Consider the following 14660-nt stretch of genomic DNA (forward strand, 5'->3'; position numbering starts at 1 on the left):
GCTTTCCGCTCCGGATCACGCCATGCGTTTCTTCCTGCCCATCCTGCTGCTGATCGCGTTTGCCTCAGCCGCCGCGGTCGCGGCCACGCCCGATACGGTGGTCATCGTCGTGCGTCACGCCGAAAAGGCCAAGAGCGACAGCACCGACCCGGGGCTGAGCGAAGTCGGCGTGCTGCGTGCGCATGCACTAGCCGCACGTCTGGCCGAACATCCGGTCAACGCGGCCTACGTGACGCAGTACCGTCGCACGCAGCTCACCGCTGAACCCACCGCCCGTGCCAATCATCTACAGGCTGAAGAGCTTGCGGTCGATGCCGACAACGCGGCGACGTATGGCCCGACGCTGGCGGGCCTGATCCGGAAGAAACATCGCGGCCAGACGGTGCTTGTCGTCGGGCACAGCAACACAGTGCCGGATCTGGTGAAGGCGCTGGCCGGCGTGGATATCGCGCCGATCGAAGAGAACGAGTTCGATCGTCTGTATGTGATCACCCTGCCCACCAAGGGCGACGCCAAGGTCCTCGCCCTGCGCTATTGAGCTTGGGCGGCGAGGCGAGCAAACGCAGCGTTGCGCTGGCCCTGACTGCAGGCGTCCGCTTGCCGTGGCATGCTTCGCTTCTCTTTCACGGAACCGCCGCCATGACCGTCATCATCGCGCCCCGCATGCACGACCTCGGCGGATTCACCGTCGGACGCGTGCTTCCGAGCATCGAGCGCCGCAGCGTCGGTCCGTTCGTGTTCTTCGACCATATCGGTCCGGCCGTGCTCGCCGGCGAGCAGCCCGTGGCCGTGCGTCCGCATCCGCATATCGGCCTGGCCACGGTCACGTATTTGTGGGACGGCGCGATGATGCATCGCGACAGTCTGGGATCGGTACAGGAAATCCAGCCCGGCGATGTCAACTGGATGACCGCCGGTCGCGGCATCGTGCACTCCGAGCGCACACCGGAGCGCCTGCGCAATGTCGATCATGCTTTTCACGGCTTGCAGACCTGGGTGGCGCTGCCGAAAGAGCACGAAGACACCGAGCCGAGTTTCGCCCACCATCCCAAAGCCACGTTGCCGACGATCGTCGGCGACGGCGTGCACATGACGGTCGTCGCCGGCCATGCCTTCGGCGAACGTTCGCCGGTGCGCGTGCTCAGCGAAACCCTGTACGTCTCGATCGACCTGGAAGACGGCGCGGAAATGGTGATCCCGGCCGAACATGCCGAGCGCGCACTGTTCCCGGTGGCCGGCGAACTGTGGCTGGACGATCAGCACCTGCCGAACCAGCATCTGGCCGTGATCGACACCGACGCCCTGCCGCTGCTGCGTTCGGTCGGTCATTCGCGGGTGATGCTGCTCGGCGGCGAACCGCTCGACGGCCCACGCCATATCTGGTGGAACTTCGTCAGCAGCTCGAAGGAGCGCATCGAACAGGCCAAGACCGACTGGCGCGAATCGCGCATCGGCCAGGTCCCCGGCGAAACCGAATTCATTCCCCTGCCCGACAAGTAGCGCGACGTCCTCAGCTCAGCGTGGTCGGTATCTCGACGGTGCCGGTGAGAATCTTGTGCACCGGGCAGGCGTTGGCGACCTGCAGCAGACGTTCGCGCTGCGTGGCGTCGAGCGCGCCTTCGATGCGCACGTCGCGCAGGATGACGGTCTTGTTCTTGTCGTCTTCGCCGTAGGACACCGCGACCTCGATGCCGGTGAGCGGCCATTGCTTACGCTGCGCGTACATGCGCAGCGTGATCGCCGTGCAGCTGCCGAGCGCGGACAGCAGCAGTTCGCCGGGCGTCGGGCCGGTATCGCCCCCGCCGACGGCAGCGGGCTCGTCCGCCGTCAGGACATGCGCACCCACTTCGATGCGGGTCGCATACGCCGCACTGGCGGCATCGAAACGGACGCTGACGGAACGGTCGCTCATGTCTCACTCCCTCTCTGGGTTTGCGAGGCGCGACCTGCATCGCGCCCCGCAGACGTGGCTCAGAACCGGCCTTCCTGGTAATCGACGAAGGCCTGCATGATCTGCTCTTTCGTGTTCATCACGAACGGACCATAGCGCGCGACCGGCTCGTTCAGCGGCCGACCCGCAACCAGGATCAGGCGCGTCGGCGCACCGCCGGCGCGCACCCGCACGCCGTCGCCAGCGCCGAAGACGAGCAGGTCGCCCTTGGGCACAACATCCTCGCCGTCGACCTGCGCCGCGCCTTCGTAGACGTAGGCGAACACATTGTGTCCCGCTGGCAAGGCGTGTTCGAAGGCCGCACCGGCATCGAGCGCGATGTCCAGATAGGTCGGATCCGTCGCGGGCTGGCTGACCGGACCGACGACATCGCCAACCTGTCCGGCGATGACCTTGACCCGCACACCCTCGCCCGGCTGCGCTTCGGGAATACGTTCGGCGCCGAACTCCTGGTACTGCGGCGCCGACATCTTGTCCTTCGCCGGCAGGTTCACCCACAACTGGAAGCCGCGCATCAGTCCCTGTTCCTGCTCGGGCATTTCCGAATGCACGATGCCGCGACCGGCGGTCATCCACTGCACCGAGCCCGGGGTCAGCAGGCCTTCGTTGCCGTGGTTGTCCTTGTGGCGCATGCGGCCGTCGAGCATGTAGGTCACCGTCTCGAAGCCGCGATGCGGATGCGAGGGAAATCCTGCGAGGTAGTCGCCGGGTTTGTCGGATCCGAACTCGTCGAGCATCAGGAACGGATCGAGATCGGGCAGTTGGTTCGTGCCGATGACCCGGGTCAGGCGCACGCCGGCGCCGTCCGAAGCCGGCTGGCCGCGAAGGCGACGGGCGATGGGGCGTGGGGTAACGAGACTCATGCGGGATCTCCTGTGATGTGACTGTCCCAACAAGGTAAGGGCGCCGACGAGTGTCTCAAACGGCACGGGCGCAACCCAGCGTTGCCTCCATGAGCTGGCGCACTGACCGGATTCCGTGAAATTTGCCGTAAACCTTCTAGTCGACCCCGGACACGCGAGCGCCATGACCCTCGGATTGTCCCGTCCCGCCCTGCACGATCCGCTTACCGCCTCGCTCCAGGCCCAGGTCGGCCTGCCCAGCCTCGCGGCCGGACGTCTGTGCCTGCGCTGGCTCGACCAGGACGATACCGAAGCACTGTATCGAATCTTTTCCGACCAGGACGCCCTGCGCTTCTGGTCGCACCCGCCTTTCGACAGCCGGGACGACGCCAGCATCTACCTGGAGACCATCCACCGCGGCTACGAACGCGGCACCCTGTTCCAATGGGGCGCGGTCGTCGCGGGCGACAACGAGGTCATCGGGACGTGCACGCTGGCGCAGATCGACCCGATCCAGGGCCGGGCCGACGTCGGCTTCATGCTGGGGCGGCCGCACTGGGGCCATGGCTACGGTCGGGAAATGGTCGGCGCCCTGCTGCTGCACGCCTTCGCCGATCTCGGTCTGCGTCGCCTGGAGGCGGATGTCGACCCGCGTAACCTGCCGTCCCTGGCCTTGCTCGAACGCCTGGGGTTCAAGCGCGAGGGCTACCTGCGCCAGCGCTGGCTGGTCAATGGCGAACTGCAAGACAGCGTGGTGCTCGGCTTGCTCGCCGGGGACTTTCCCCCGGCCGACTAGGCCTCAGCGCATCGAACGCGGCGTCATCGCCCGCGATACCCGGCGCGTGTAGACATACACCGTTGCCGGCGGCACGTTCCACCAGGTGAAGCTGGCGCGGCGCGCGGTGAGCTCCAGCGCGTCGATGACCTCGCGCGTGACCGGATTCGCCGGACCGTAGGTGAACTGCACGAAACGGCCGTCCGGCTGCAGGCTGTCGAACGCTGCCGACATGATGGTCTGCTGCAGCTGCCGCGGCATCGACAACAGCCCCAGTCCCGAAATGATCGCATCGGCGCGGGTGTCGTCCGCGAAACCGTTGTCGGCCGCGATCGCCCGCAGGTTGCCCGCATCGCCGCAAACGATCGCGATGCCGGGGAAGCGCCGCTGCAGGTGCTGATGCAATTCCTCGTTCAGTTCCAGCACGAGCATGTCGGCCGGGGCGATGCCATGGTCGAGCAGGGCCTGGGTAAACACCCCGGTGCCGCCGCCGAGCTCGATCACGCGCCGGCAGGACTTGGGCAGCTGCGACATCATCTGGCGCGCCAGCTGCGGACTGGACGGGGAAATGGCGGCGACGCCGAGCGGATCCTTCAACCACTGCCGAAAAAAAGTCCAGCCTACGGGCAGGGTGCGGGTCGGGTCGTCGGGAGATTTCATGTGGCCAGCATAATGCCTGTGGCGATATTTCGCCCGCGTTAAGCCGCCCGGACATAATGATGAAGCCCCGCCCCCGCCCGGAGATTCGCCATGCGACCCCTACCCCTCGTCCTGCTGGCTTTGGGCCTGACCGTCGCCGGTCCCCTGGCGATCGCCGAGGATGTCGTCATCAAACCCCGCGAGCCGCTCAAGGGCAGCGAGTGCCTCGACCCCGGCCAGTCGCGCAGCTGGACCCAAGTCGATGACACCCACATCCTCGTCGACGGCGGCCGGCATAAGTACCGCATCGAATTCGACGCGAGCTGCGCTTCGCTGCGCAACGACAACGGCGTGAGCTTCCGCGGCGACCCGATGTCGGGCAAGTTGTGCGGCGCCATCAACGATGCGGTGATCGCCCGCGACTACAGCTGCCGCGTGGCGCGCATCGACCTGCTCGACACCGAGCAGTACAAGAACGCGATGCACGAACACGAAGCCGCCCTCAAGGCCGAACGCGCCGCGAAGCGCTCATCGTCCTCGCCGTAATTCCCAGGCGCGATGGATGCGCGGATTGCGTTCGAAGTCCGGATCCAGGGTCTTCGGACTGATCTCGCGGATGGTCGCGAATTCCGACACCGCCGCTTCGTCCAGACGGAAGCGGCGGTAGTTGTTCGAGAACAGCAGCAGCCCATTCGGCGCGAGCCGGTCGACACAGGCACGCAATAAACGGACGTGGTCGCGCTGGGTGTCGAAATCCTCGGCGCGCGCGGAGTTGGAGAACGTCGGCGGATCGCAGAAGATCAGGTCGTAGGTGCCGCGATCGGCCTCCAGCCATTTCATCGCATCAGCCTGCACCAGACGGTGCTTTGGCCCGGATACGCCATTGAGCGCAAGGTTTTGCGCCGCCCAATCCAGATAGGTCGCCGACAGATCCACGCTGGTGGTCTGGATCGCGCCGCCGACAGCCGCCTGCACGCTGGCGACGCCGGTGTAACTGAACAGGTTCAGGAAACGCCCGCCCTGCGCCTCGTCCGCGATGCGCAGTCGGATCGGCCGGTGGTCGAGGAACAGGCCGGTATCGAGATAGTCGAACAGGTTCACGCGTAATTTCGCGGCGCCCTCGCGCACGACGAAAAACTGCCCGGCCTGATCCATGCGTCCGTACTTGCTGCCGCCCTTGCCGCGCGCGCGCGTCTTGGTCGCGACCTGCTCGCGCGGAAGCGGGAACACCTCGCGCAAGGCCGCCAGCAATTCGCCGAAGCGACGCTTGGTATCGGCTTCGGGAATCGTCGCGGGCGCTTCGTATTCCTGCACGTGCAGGAACTGCCGGCGCTCGCCCTCGTCTTCCTGATAGATGTCGACGGCGGCGGAGTATTCCGGCAGATCCGCATCGTAGACGCGATAGCAGCCGATCTGCTGACGCTCGCGCCAGGACTTGAATTTCTTCAGGTTCTTGCGAAGTCGGTTCGCGACCATCTGCGCGCCTTCGGTGAGCGGTGCCGGCGCGCGCGCTTCGCGCACGGGCGGCAAGATCGGATCGCAAAGGATCAGCGCGCATTCGAGCGCACCGTTGAACAGGGCGTATTTCTTGGTGGCGCGCAGACCGGTCGCGAAAGCCAATTCGGCGTCGCCGCACAACAGGCTGGCGCGCCATTCCGGCACGGCCTTGCGCAGGGCGTCGCCGAGCTCGCGATACAGGGCCTCGTCGGCGGCCAAGCGCTGGTTGTAGGGCGGATTGCAGACCACCAGACCCCGCGCAGCACCCGGCGCCTGCAAGGCGGCAATCGCCTTGCGATCGAAACGGATGAGCTCGGCGAGGCCGGCGCGATCGGCATTCGCCATCGCGGCATGCAAGGCCGTCGGATCGTTGTCGGCACCGAAGAACACCGGCTTGAGAGCGGCGCGTCCGGCGTCGGCACGTTGTCGGGCGTCGGCGACCAGCGTCTGCCAGAGCGCGACATCGAAACCGAGCCAGCGACTCGGCCGCACGCCGCGCCAGCGCAGCAGACCCGGCGCCTCGTCGGCAGCCATGAGCGCGCCTTCGATCAACAGCGTACCGCTACCGCACATCGGATCGAGCAAGGCGCCGCCTTCGGCATGGATCTTCGGCCAGCCGCCGCGAATCAGCATCGCCGCCGCCAGGTTCTCCTTCAGCGGCGCATCGCCCTGCGATTGCCGCCAGCCGCGCCGGTGCAGCGGTCCGCCGCCCAGGTCGATCGACACCAGGGCGCGGCCCTTGCGTACGACTACGTTGATGCGCAGATCCGGGTCGTCGACATCGACCGAGGGCCGCGTGCCGTGTTCGGCGCGGATGCGATCGACGATCGCATCCTTGCTGCGTTGCGCGGCGTAGCGTTCGTGCGTGATCGCAGGACCGGAGACATGCGCGTCGACGGCGAGCGTGCCTTCGGCGGCGACATGCGCGGACCAGTCGATCGCGTGCACGCCCTGGTACAGGTCCTGCTCGTTCTCGCAGGGGAAATCCGCGAGCGGCCACAACACGCGACTGGCCAGGCGCGAATGCAGGATCGCGCGATAGGCCAGCGCGGGCTCGGCTTCGACATTCACGCCCGCCGTGGCGGCCGTGGCTTTTCCCGCGCCGAGCGCGAGCAGTTCGTCGGCCAGAAGGTATTCCAGACTTTTCGCGCAGGCGACGAAGAATTTCATGCGAGCGTCTTCAGCAGGCGACCGAATTCTTCGGCGCAGAACTCCACATGCGCGGCGAGACGGTGGCTGTCGTTGACGAAGACCGTCGTATCGCGGCGCTCTGCAGCCCAGCGCGCGACTTCCATCGCGGGAATCAGTTCGTCGTCCCAGCCATGCACGATGCGTGTCGGCACGCGGGCGGCCTCGAGACGGATGTCGAAGCCTTCCAACTGCGTGGGCGGCGCCATGAGGAACAGACCGATCACCGGCAGCACCAGCGACACGCGCGCGGACACGAAGGCACCCATGCTCGATCCCGCGAGCACCAACGGCCCGCGCACCTGGCTGGCGAGATCGTGCAGGCGGGCGATACGCCCATGCACGTCACCCAGGCGGCTACGCGAAAAATCGTTATCCCACACGCGGTAGTCCGGCCGCTCCTGCGACCAGCCCAGCGATTCCGCGATTTTCGACAAGGCTGTGGCCTTGGTGGCATCGGGACTGCTCTCCAGCCCGTGCGAAATGATGACGTGACCCTTCAAACCCGACTCTCCGTAGTCTCGGCGAGGGCGACGACGGCGTCGCCAATGCGCAGGCGTCCGCCTTCGAGGATGCGTGCACACAAACCACCGTGGTTGCGCATCGCGTTGTAGCCGCCCGGGCCCAGGGCCGCTTCCATACGCGAACACGGATCGCAGTCTTCGGTGCCTTCGAGCACGACCTCGCCGATCCGGAACCGCCGCCCCTTGAGCGCGACCAGCGGCAACCCGGATACCACCAGATTGCGGCGCAGCCAGGCGGGATTCACCGACGCATGACCGGCCAAGGCCGCGATCACGGGCAGATGCTCGGCCTGGATCAGGGTGATGCCGCGCTTGCCGCTGCCGCTGGCGTAGCGATCGCCGACCAGGCCAACGCCGGTCCGGGCCTCGGCCTCGTCGACCTCGTGCATGAGCACGTCGCGTTTGGGTCGCAAGCCGATCCATTCCACGCGGCCGGCGCGCGGCAAGGTGGCCATCAGCTGGCCGAGTGCGGAGTCGGCGGGAGGCAGGGTCATGACGGGCTCCGGAAGGCGCGAATGTTAGCATGCGGCCATGAGCCCCGATCTTCCGCCCGACCTGCCCCTGCACTCCTGGCCGCTGCCCTACGAGGAGCGCCTGGACGAGCGTCCGCCGACGCAGATCGACCTGGTGGTGATCCACTGCACCGAACTGCCGGACATGGCAATGGCGCGCGAGTACGGCGAGCGCCAGCTGTACGACGCCGGCACCGGCAACAGCGGTCATTTCTACATCGATCGCGACGGCACCGTGCACGTGTTCGTGTCGCCGACGCGCGTGGCCAACCACACCCGCGGCTACAACCCGCGCTCGATCGGCATCGAGCTGGTCAATACCGGCCGCTATCCCGACTGGTACGACTCGCGCCGGCAGACGATGGCCGAGCCCTATACCGAAGCGCAGATCCGCTCGCTGTCGACCCTGTTGCTGACGCTCAAGCGCGACCTGCCGCAACTGGCCCTGATCGCCGGTCACGAGGACCTCGATACCGCCAAGGTCAACGCCAGCGACGATCCGAACCAGCAGGTCTGGCGCAAGCGCGATCCGGGTCCGCAGTTCCCGTGGCCGCGGGTACTCGAAGAAAGCGGCCTGCAACGCCTCAAGCCCTGAAAACAGATGCCGGCGAAGCCGGCAACGGGGCGGGGCTCGGTATAATCGCGGCCTGTCCCGGAGTGCCCATGACCCAGCCCGTCGTTTCCGAACTCGTCACCCTGCTCACGCTCGAGCGACTTGAGGACAACCTGTTCCGCGGCCAGAGTCGCGACATCGGTACCAAATACGTGTTCGGCGGCCAGGTGCTCGGACAGGCCCTGTCGGCCGCGCAACAAACCGTCGACGACGAGCGCAGCGTGCATTCGGTGCACGCGTATTTCCTGCGCGCCGGCGACATCACCGCGCCAATCATCTTCGATGTCGATCGTGCGCGCGACGGCCACAGTTTTTCGGTACGCCGCGTCACGGCGATCCAGCACGGCCAGCCGATCCTGGTGTTCGCGTCCTCGTTCCAGAAATCCGAACCGGGCGTCGAGCATCAGTTCCACATGCCGGAAGTGCCCAAGCCCGAAGACGTCGAACCGACGGTCGCGCCCTCGGCCGAAATCATGGAAAAACTGCCGGCGAAAATGCAGCGCTGGCTTTCGCGCATGGGGCCGTTCGAAATGCGCCCGATCTATCCGCGCGACGAGGTCAAACCGCCCAAGCGTCCGCCCTATCAGCAGGTATGGCTGCGTCTGACCGACAAGGTCGGCGACTCGCCCGACCTGCATCGCGCCCTGCTCGCCTACGCGTCCGATTTCTATCTGCTGGGCACGACGACCTTCCCGCACGGCATCAGCTACTACCAGCCGAACGTTCAGATGGCCTCGCTCGATCACGCGATGTGGTTCCACCGGCCGTTCCGCGTCGACGACTGGCTGCTGTACTCGCTCGACAGCCCGACCGCCGGCAATGCGCGCGGCCTGGCGCGCGGCCAGATCTTCACGCGCGACGGCGTGCTTGTCGCATCGGTCGCGCAGGAAGGCCTGATCCGCGTCCTGCCCGAGACGCCGGAGGCGGTGTAATGCGCCAGATGTTCACCTCGGCGCGTTTCGAGAACGTGCAACGGGTCGCCGACATGCTCAGCGAAGCGGGCATCGAGAACCGCATCATGGGTGGCCCCGGCTACAAGGGGTACAGCCGCCGCCAGTTCAGCTACGCCGACAAGAAGGCGCAGGCGCAGGAAACACAGGCCTCGGTCTGGGTCATCAAGTCCGACGACTACAAGCAGGCGCGCGAGCTGATGCAGGACCTGGGCCTGCTCGACAAGACCGATGTTCCGGCCAGCTATGTGCCCGCGCCGATGCAATTCGCCGACAAACCGGGCGCCGATCCGGCCAAGCGTCTGATGCGGATCAAGGTGACGATGCTGTTCGCGATGGTCGTCATCGTCGGCGGCATGATGGCGCGGGCGTACCTGGCCCGCTGACCGGTCACATTCGCCGCACCGGGTCGTCTTGATTTGTGCATCAAGCAACGATGCTCAACTGGAGCCCGTCATGACCCGCATTACCTTCCATCGCCGTGCTGCGCTCGCCCTGGCCCTGGTCTGCGGATTGCTTGGCCTCGCCATCGCCGCGGCGGCAGCCATGAGTCAGGCCTCGCCGGTGGCGATCGGCCAGAGCTTCGGGCTCCTCGGCGCGATCGCCGGCCTGACCGCCGCCACGCTCGGCATTGCCTGGAACCATGTCTCGCGGCAGTCTGTCGCCCCATGAGCGCCGACGTCCTCGATTCGATCATCCAGACCCATCTGCCCGCAGCGTCGCGCGGCGACCACGTCGCCTACGGACGCATCGTCAGCAGTTGCCAGGGCATGGTGACCTCGATCGCGCTGTCGATCGTGCGCGACGTGCCCGCCAGCGAAGACATCGCCCAGGACGCCTTCATCAACGCCTGGCAGAACCTGCGCAAACTCGGCAATCCGTCCAGCTTCCTGCCCTGGCTGCGCCAGATCACCCGCAACCTGGCGCGCGACCATCTGCGCGCACAGGTTTATCGCGCCAATCCGGCCGGCGACATCGAAGCGGTCATCGCGGCGGTCGCCGACCCCGGACTGGATCCGGAAGAATCGCTGGCCGAATCGCAGGAGGCGATCATCGCCGCGGAAGTCATCGATGCGCTGCCTGAAGAATCGCGCGAAGTGCTGTTGCTGTACTACCGCGAAGGCCAGAGTTCGCGTCAGGTCGCGGCCTTGCTGGGCATGCAGGACGCCGCCGTGCGCAAACGCCTGTCGCGTGCGCGCACCAGCATTCGCGAAGAACTGCTGCAGCGCCTGGGCGAGTTCGCGCGCGCGAGCGCGCCGGGGACCGCCTTCACGGCGGTCGTGTTGAGCACCTTGACGCTGGCGAGCCCACCGGCCGCCGCCGCCGCGCTGACCGTGACCGGCGGTGCGCTCGCCGGCAAGGGCCTGCTGAAAGTGCTGATCGGCTCGCTGGGCGGCATCGGCCTGGGCCTGGCCGGCGCGCTGGGCGGCGTCTGGTTCGGCATCCGCAAATATCTGAGGAATCCGCTGGACGCGAGCGAGCGCCGCAGCCTGCTGCGCTACGGCACGAGCATGAGCCTGCTGGTCATCGTGTTCATGGGTGCGTTCGTGGTCATCCACGATGTGCCGGGCTGGATCGCGCCGGTGGCGGTCACCCTGGTCTATGCCATCGGCATCATGACCATGTCGACCGTCTGGCTGCCGCGCATTCTCGCGCGACGGCGGGCGCTGGAAGCGCGTGCGGATCCGGTCAAGGCGGCGGCGGCGCGCCGCAAGGAACGCATCCGCGCGTGGATCGGCTGCGTTGTCGGTCTGTCCTTGGCGACGGGGGCACTGGTGTACGCGCTGATCGTCACGGGGCGGATGTAAGCGCGGATCCGGACTTACTGACTCGGACGGATGTAGTACACCGCACTGCCGGCCAGCCAGCAGTCGCCTTCGCGGCGTTTGCAAAAGACATCGACGCGTTTGCCGACGTAATTCTCAATCGGCTCGAGCGGTGCGACCTGGCCCCAGGTTTCCCGCGACCAGCCCATGCCGAACACGACGCGACGGCCGTCGATCTGCATGTAGCACATGCCGTCGGCAAAACACCCGGTGTCGACCTTCTCGACGACGCCGGAGAATTTTTCCTCGCCGCGCGTCATGCCCGCGGGACGATGCGCGCAGGCCGTGGTCAGCGCGAGCAGGGACAGGAACAGGCCGAACTTGTGCATCGCCATCACATCGTATGCGTGTGCTTGTCGGCGTCGAGCGAGCCGGCGAGCAGGGTTTCGATCTTGCCCTTGACGGTTTCGGCCTCGGCCGAATCGGCGAACTGCACGCCGATGCCGGCGGTGCGATTGCCCTGCGCGCCCGGTGGCGTGACCCAGATGACCTTGCCGGCCACGGGCAGACGCTCCTTGTCTTCGAGCAGGGACAGCAGCAGGAACACTTCGTCGCCGAGCGAATAGCGTTTCGTCGTGGGGATGAAGATGCCGCCGGCGCGCACGAAGGGCATGTAGGCGCTGTAGAGCTGCGCCTTGTCCTTGATCGCGAGCGAGAGAATGCCCTGCCTTGCGCCTGCGCCACCGATCATCGTCGTGCTCCTTGGCTCCGGCCGCGTGCCGCCTGCCTCATGGGAACATGGTACGCCATTCCCGCAACAGCCCGGCCAGGACCAGGTCGTTGCGGATCGGCGCCTTCAATTGCTCGCGCGTCCGGTTGATCGCGTCGAACCACGCGGAGAGCTTCGGGAAATCCGCCGGGACCGTCAAGCCACCGCGCTCGGCCGGCGCCGCACCGACCCGACGCGATGCGGCATCGAGGGCGAGATCAGCGGCGAATCGCAGGCGCAACTCCCCCTGTTCGTCGCCCAGCCAGCGCTGGGCCAGTTCGATCGGGCTGAGCTTGCCGGTGCCGACGGCATTGAGTTCGGTGATGACCTCGCGGCGTAACGACAGCCCGCCCTGCCCCAGCCATTCGGCGGCCAGGCCCGGCTGACCGCGCGCGGCGTCGAGCGCGGAATCGATATCGGCGTCCTTGAAGCCCTGCGTCACGAGCCAGGCGCGGGCATCGCTGCGCGCTGGAATACGGAACTCCAGACGCTGGCAACGACTGCGGATCGTCGCCGGCAAGCGGCCAGGACGCGAGGTGACGATCAACAGGAAGCGGTTGGCCGACGGCTCCTCGAGCGTCTTGAGCAGGGCATTGCTGGCGGCGACGTTCATCGCGTCGGCCGGCGCGATGACCGCGACCTGCGCGCCGCCGAGCTGCGGGGTCAGCGAAAACCACTGCCCCAGGCGGCGGATCTGGTCGACGGTGATCTCCGTGCGCAGCTTGTCGCCCTTTTCGTTGGGTTCGAGCGTGACGCGCTGGATATCGCCGTTCGTGCCGGCGGCATAGAGCGTGCAACTGCGGCAGCGCCCACAGGCGAGGTTGTCGGTCGTGGGTGCCGAACACAGCAACCGTTGCGCGAGCACATCCGCGACCGCGGTCTTGCCCATATGCGCGGGACCGACAAGCAGCAAGGCATGCGCCAGCCGGCCTTCGGTCAAGGCGGCGAGTGCGTTGTCGAGAACCGAACGCTGCCAGGGCGAGTAGCTCATTCGCGATCCAACCAGTCGTTGAGCGCAGCGCGCACGGCCGTCACGACGGCATCGGCGGACTGACTGGCGTCGATCACGCGAAAACGCGCCGGCTCGGCGGCCGCGCGGGCCAGATAGGTGCCGCGCACGCGTTCGAAGAAATCGCCACGCTCGCGCTCGATGCGGTCGGGCTCGCCGCCGCGCGAGCGCGCGCGCGCCAGGCCTTCGTCGACGCCGACATCGAGCAGGAAGGTCAGATCGGGCTTGATGCCCGCAGCCCAGCGTTCAAGCTCGGCGATGCGCCCGGCGTCGATGCCGCGACCGCCGCCCTGATAGGCGAAGCTGGCATCGGTGAAACGATCTGTCACCACCGCCGCACCCCGATCAAGTGCCGGCAAGATCACCTCGCGTACCAACTGCGCGCGGGCGGCAAACATCAGCAGCAATTCGGTTTCCGGCGCGAGCGTGCGCGCCGGGTCGAGCAACAAGGCACGGATCGCCTCGCCCGCCGCCGTGCCGCCCGGTTCGCGCGTGGCCACGACGTCCCGGCCGCGATCCGACAAGGCCTGCACGATCGCGGCGATGACCGTGGACTTGCCGGCGCCTTCGCCGCCCTCGATAGACAGGAAGGTCCGGCGCATCAGCGACCCAGCTGGTATTTGCGAACGGCGGCGTTGTGCTCGGCCAGCGTCGCGGAAAAATAGTGGGCGCCGTTGCCGCGGGCCACGAAATACAGGGCGTCGCCGTCATCGGGCTGCGCGGCGGCGGTCAAGGCCGCTTTGCCGGGCATCGCGATCGGTGTCGGCGGCAGGCCGTCGCGTGTGTAGGTGTTGTACGGCGTGTCGGTGGTCAGGTCGGTTTTGCGGATATTGCCGGCGTAGCGACTACCCATGCCGTAGATCACGGTCGGGTCGGTTTGCAGACGCATGCCGGTCTTCATGCGGCGCACGAACACACCGGCGATCTGCGGCCGCTCGCGGGGCTGCCCGGTTTCCTTCTCCACGATCGATGCCAGCGTCAGAAGTTCCTCGGGCGTGGTGAGCGGCGAATCCTTCTTGCGCGATTCCCAGGCAGCGGCGAGTGCCTCGTCCATGGCCTTTGCCGCACGATCGAGAATCGCCAGGTCGCTGGTGCCGCGCGTGTAGACATAGGTCTCGGGCAGGAAGCGGCCCTCGGGGAACACCCCCTTGCGATCGAGTTTGGCCATGACCTCCTCGTCGCTGAGCGCATCCATCTCGTGCGTGAGCAGCGCGTCCTTGGCCAGGCCTGCGCGCAGATCGCGCATGCTCCAGCCTTCGATGATCGTGAACTTGCGCTGCAGGACCTCACCGTTTTCCAGGCGCTGCAGCAAGGTGCGCGGCGTCATGCCGGAGGTGATCAGATAGTCGCCGACCTGCAGGCGCTGGGCGACCTTCATGCTGGTCGCAAGCGTCTTCCATTCCAGATCGGTGCCCTGCGTAACGTTCAGCGCGCGGATCTTGTCCAGCACGCGATTGAATCCGTCGCCGCGCTCGATCACCAGCACGCGTTCGGCATCGTCCAGCACCATCGGCCGGTCGGCGAATTCCTGCGTACGCAACCAGAACAGTCCGGCAAAAGCGACTGCGGCCACGAACAGGACCGAGAACAGCAATTTGATTCGTCCGATGCGCTTGCGGGGCACG

20 protein-coding genes are annotated in these 14660 nt (G+C 66.7%); 9 read left to right on the plus strand and 11 right to left on the minus strand.

All coding sequences use genetic code 11. The features are described 5' to 3' along the window. Positions 1–22: 22 nt before the first annotated feature. Both G467_RS14955 and G467_RS0101195 read left to right on the plus strand, forming a co-directional pair. Positions 23–538, plus strand: coding sequence for a histidine phosphatase family protein (locus tag G467_RS14955; RefSeq protein ID WP_022967910.1), 516 nt, complete (start codon positions 23–25; stop codon positions 536–538). Between the two features lie 101 nt (positions 539–639). Continuing rightward, on the plus strand, positions 640–1500 hold the full coding sequence (locus G467_RS0101195) for a pirin family protein (protein ID WP_022967911.1): 861 nt from the start codon (positions 640–642) through the stop codon (positions 1498–1500). A gap of 10 nt (positions 1501–1510) precedes the next feature. Here the strand turns inward: G467_RS0101195 and G467_RS0101200 are convergent, their stop codons facing one another. Beyond that, complete coding sequence (locus tag G467_RS0101200; protein ID WP_022967912.1) at positions 1511–1912, minus strand: OsmC family protein; 402 nt, start codon at positions 1910–1912, stop codon at positions 1511–1513. A 59-nt stretch (positions 1913–1971) separates the two neighbouring features. Then, complete coding sequence (locus G467_RS0101205; protein ID WP_022967913.1) at positions 1972–2814, minus strand: pirin family protein; 843 nt, start codon at positions 2812–2814, stop codon at positions 1972–1974. 163 nt (positions 2815–2977) lie between these two features. Between G467_RS0101205 and G467_RS0101210 the strand changes: the two genes are divergently transcribed. Further along, a complete protein-coding gene (locus G467_RS0101210) occupies positions 2978–3589 on the plus strand; it encodes a GNAT family N-acetyltransferase (RefSeq protein ID WP_022967914.1) in 612 nt (203 codons plus the stop codon). 3 nt (positions 3590–3592) lie between these two features. Here the strand turns inward: G467_RS0101210 and G467_RS14960 are convergent, their stop codons facing one another. Continuing rightward, positions 3593–4228: a class I SAM-dependent methyltransferase gene (locus G467_RS14960; protein WP_022967915.1), complete on the minus strand. Its 636-nt coding sequence runs from the start codon at positions 4226–4228 to the stop codon at positions 3593–3595. Between the two features lie 90 nt (positions 4229–4318). Between G467_RS14960 and G467_RS0101220 the strand changes: the two genes are divergently transcribed. After that, on the plus strand, positions 4319–4753 hold the full coding sequence (locus tag G467_RS0101220; RefSeq protein ID WP_022967916.1) for a DUF6491 family protein: 435 nt from the start codon (positions 4319–4321) through the stop codon (positions 4751–4753). On the opposite strand, the gene rlmKL is transcribed toward G467_RS0101220, so the two are convergent. Genes rlmKL through G467_RS0101235 form a run of 3 tightly spaced genes read right to left on the minus strand, consistent with a single transcriptional unit; the run spans position 4736 to position 7910 of the window. After that, on the minus strand, positions 4736–6874 hold the full coding sequence (gene rlmKL / locus G467_RS0101225) for a bifunctional 23S rRNA (guanine(2069)-N(7))-methyltransferase RlmK/23S rRNA (guanine(2445)-N(2))-methyltransferase RlmL (RefSeq protein WP_022967917.1): 2139 nt from the start codon (positions 6872–6874) through the stop codon (positions 4736–4738). The two genes, G467_RS0101220 and rlmKL, sit on opposite strands and share 18 nt — an antisense overlap. After that, positions 6871–7395 (minus strand): alpha/beta hydrolase, encoded by a 525-nt coding sequence (locus G467_RS0101230; RefSeq protein WP_022967918.1) that lies wholly within the window; start codon positions 7393–7395, stop codon positions 6871–6873. Before G467_RS0101230 ends, rlmKL begins: the two co-directional genes overlap by 4 nt. After that, positions 7392–7910, minus strand: a complete 519-nt coding sequence (locus tag G467_RS0101235) for an MOSC domain-containing protein (RefSeq protein WP_022967919.1) — start codon at positions 7908–7910, stop codon at positions 7392–7394. Before G467_RS0101235 ends, G467_RS0101230 begins: the two co-directional genes overlap by 4 nt. A 37-nt stretch (positions 7911–7947) precedes the next feature. Here G467_RS0101235 and G467_RS0101240 point away from each other — a divergent pair, with 37 nt between their 5' ends. From G467_RS0101240 to G467_RS14970, 5 genes are all read left to right on the plus strand, one after another. Then, the gene (locus G467_RS0101240) at positions 7948–8523 is read left to right on the plus strand and encodes an N-acetylmuramoyl-L-alanine amidase (protein WP_022967920.1); all 576 of its coding nucleotides are present in this window, start codon (positions 7948–7950) and stop codon (positions 8521–8523) included. Positions 8524–8591: 68 nt separating this feature from the next. Continuing rightward, positions 8592–9473 (plus strand): acyl-CoA thioesterase II, encoded by an 882-nt coding sequence (gene tesB / locus G467_RS0101245; protein WP_022967921.1) that lies wholly within the window; start codon positions 8592–8594, stop codon positions 9471–9473. Continuing rightward, the gene (locus G467_RS14965; RefSeq protein ID WP_022967922.1) at positions 9473–9877 is read left to right on the plus strand and encodes a pathogenicity-like protein; all 405 of its coding nucleotides are present in this window, start codon (positions 9473–9475) and stop codon (positions 9875–9877) included. The genes tesB and G467_RS14965 overlap by 1 nt, the downstream gene beginning before the upstream one ends. A 70-nt stretch (positions 9878–9947) precedes the next feature. Continuing rightward, positions 9948–10163, plus strand: coding sequence for a hypothetical protein (locus tag G467_RS0101255; protein ID WP_022967923.1), 216 nt, complete (start codon positions 9948–9950; stop codon positions 10161–10163). Next, positions 10160–11299, plus strand: a complete 1140-nt coding sequence (locus G467_RS14970) for an RNA polymerase sigma factor (protein ID WP_022967924.1) — start codon at positions 10160–10162, stop codon at positions 11297–11299. Before G467_RS0101255 ends, G467_RS14970 begins: the two co-directional genes overlap by 4 nt. Before the next feature lie 14 nt (positions 11300–11313). Here G467_RS14970 and G467_RS0101265 read toward each other — a convergent pair whose 3' ends face one another. The 5 genes from G467_RS0101265 to mltG are packed head-to-tail and all read right to left on the minus strand — an operon-like array spanning position 11314 to position 14659. Continuing rightward, positions 11314–11652 (minus strand): hypothetical protein, encoded by a 339-nt coding sequence (locus G467_RS0101265; RefSeq protein ID WP_022967925.1) that lies wholly within the window; start codon positions 11650–11652, stop codon positions 11314–11316. After that, on the minus strand, positions 11652–12008 hold the full coding sequence (locus tag G467_RS0101270; RefSeq protein ID WP_022967926.1) for a PilZ domain-containing protein: 357 nt from the start codon (positions 12006–12008) through the stop codon (positions 11652–11654). Before G467_RS0101270 ends, G467_RS0101265 begins: the two co-directional genes overlap by 1 nt. Before the next feature lie 37 nt (positions 12009–12045). After that, a complete protein-coding gene (gene holB / locus G467_RS0101275; protein ID WP_022967927.1) occupies positions 12046–13017 on the minus strand; it encodes a DNA polymerase III subunit delta' in 972 nt (323 codons plus the stop codon). Further along, complete coding sequence (tmk, locus tag G467_RS0101280) at positions 13014–13637, minus strand: dTMP kinase (RefSeq protein ID WP_022967928.1); 624 nt, start codon at positions 13635–13637, stop codon at positions 13014–13016. Before tmk ends, holB begins: the two co-directional genes overlap by 4 nt. Then, the gene (mltG, locus tag G467_RS0101285) at positions 13637–14659 is read right to left on the minus strand and encodes an endolytic transglycosylase MltG (protein ID WP_022967929.1); all 1023 of its coding nucleotides are present in this window, start codon (positions 14657–14659) and stop codon (positions 13637–13639) included. Before mltG ends, tmk begins: the two co-directional genes overlap by 1 nt. Position 14660: the final 1 nt, after the last annotated feature.

Source organism: Arenimonas oryziterrae DSM 21050 = YC6267 (assembly GCF_000420545.1).
Taxonomy (GTDB): Bacteria; Pseudomonadota; Gammaproteobacteria; order Xanthomonadales; family Xanthomonadaceae; genus Arenimonas; species Arenimonas oryziterrae.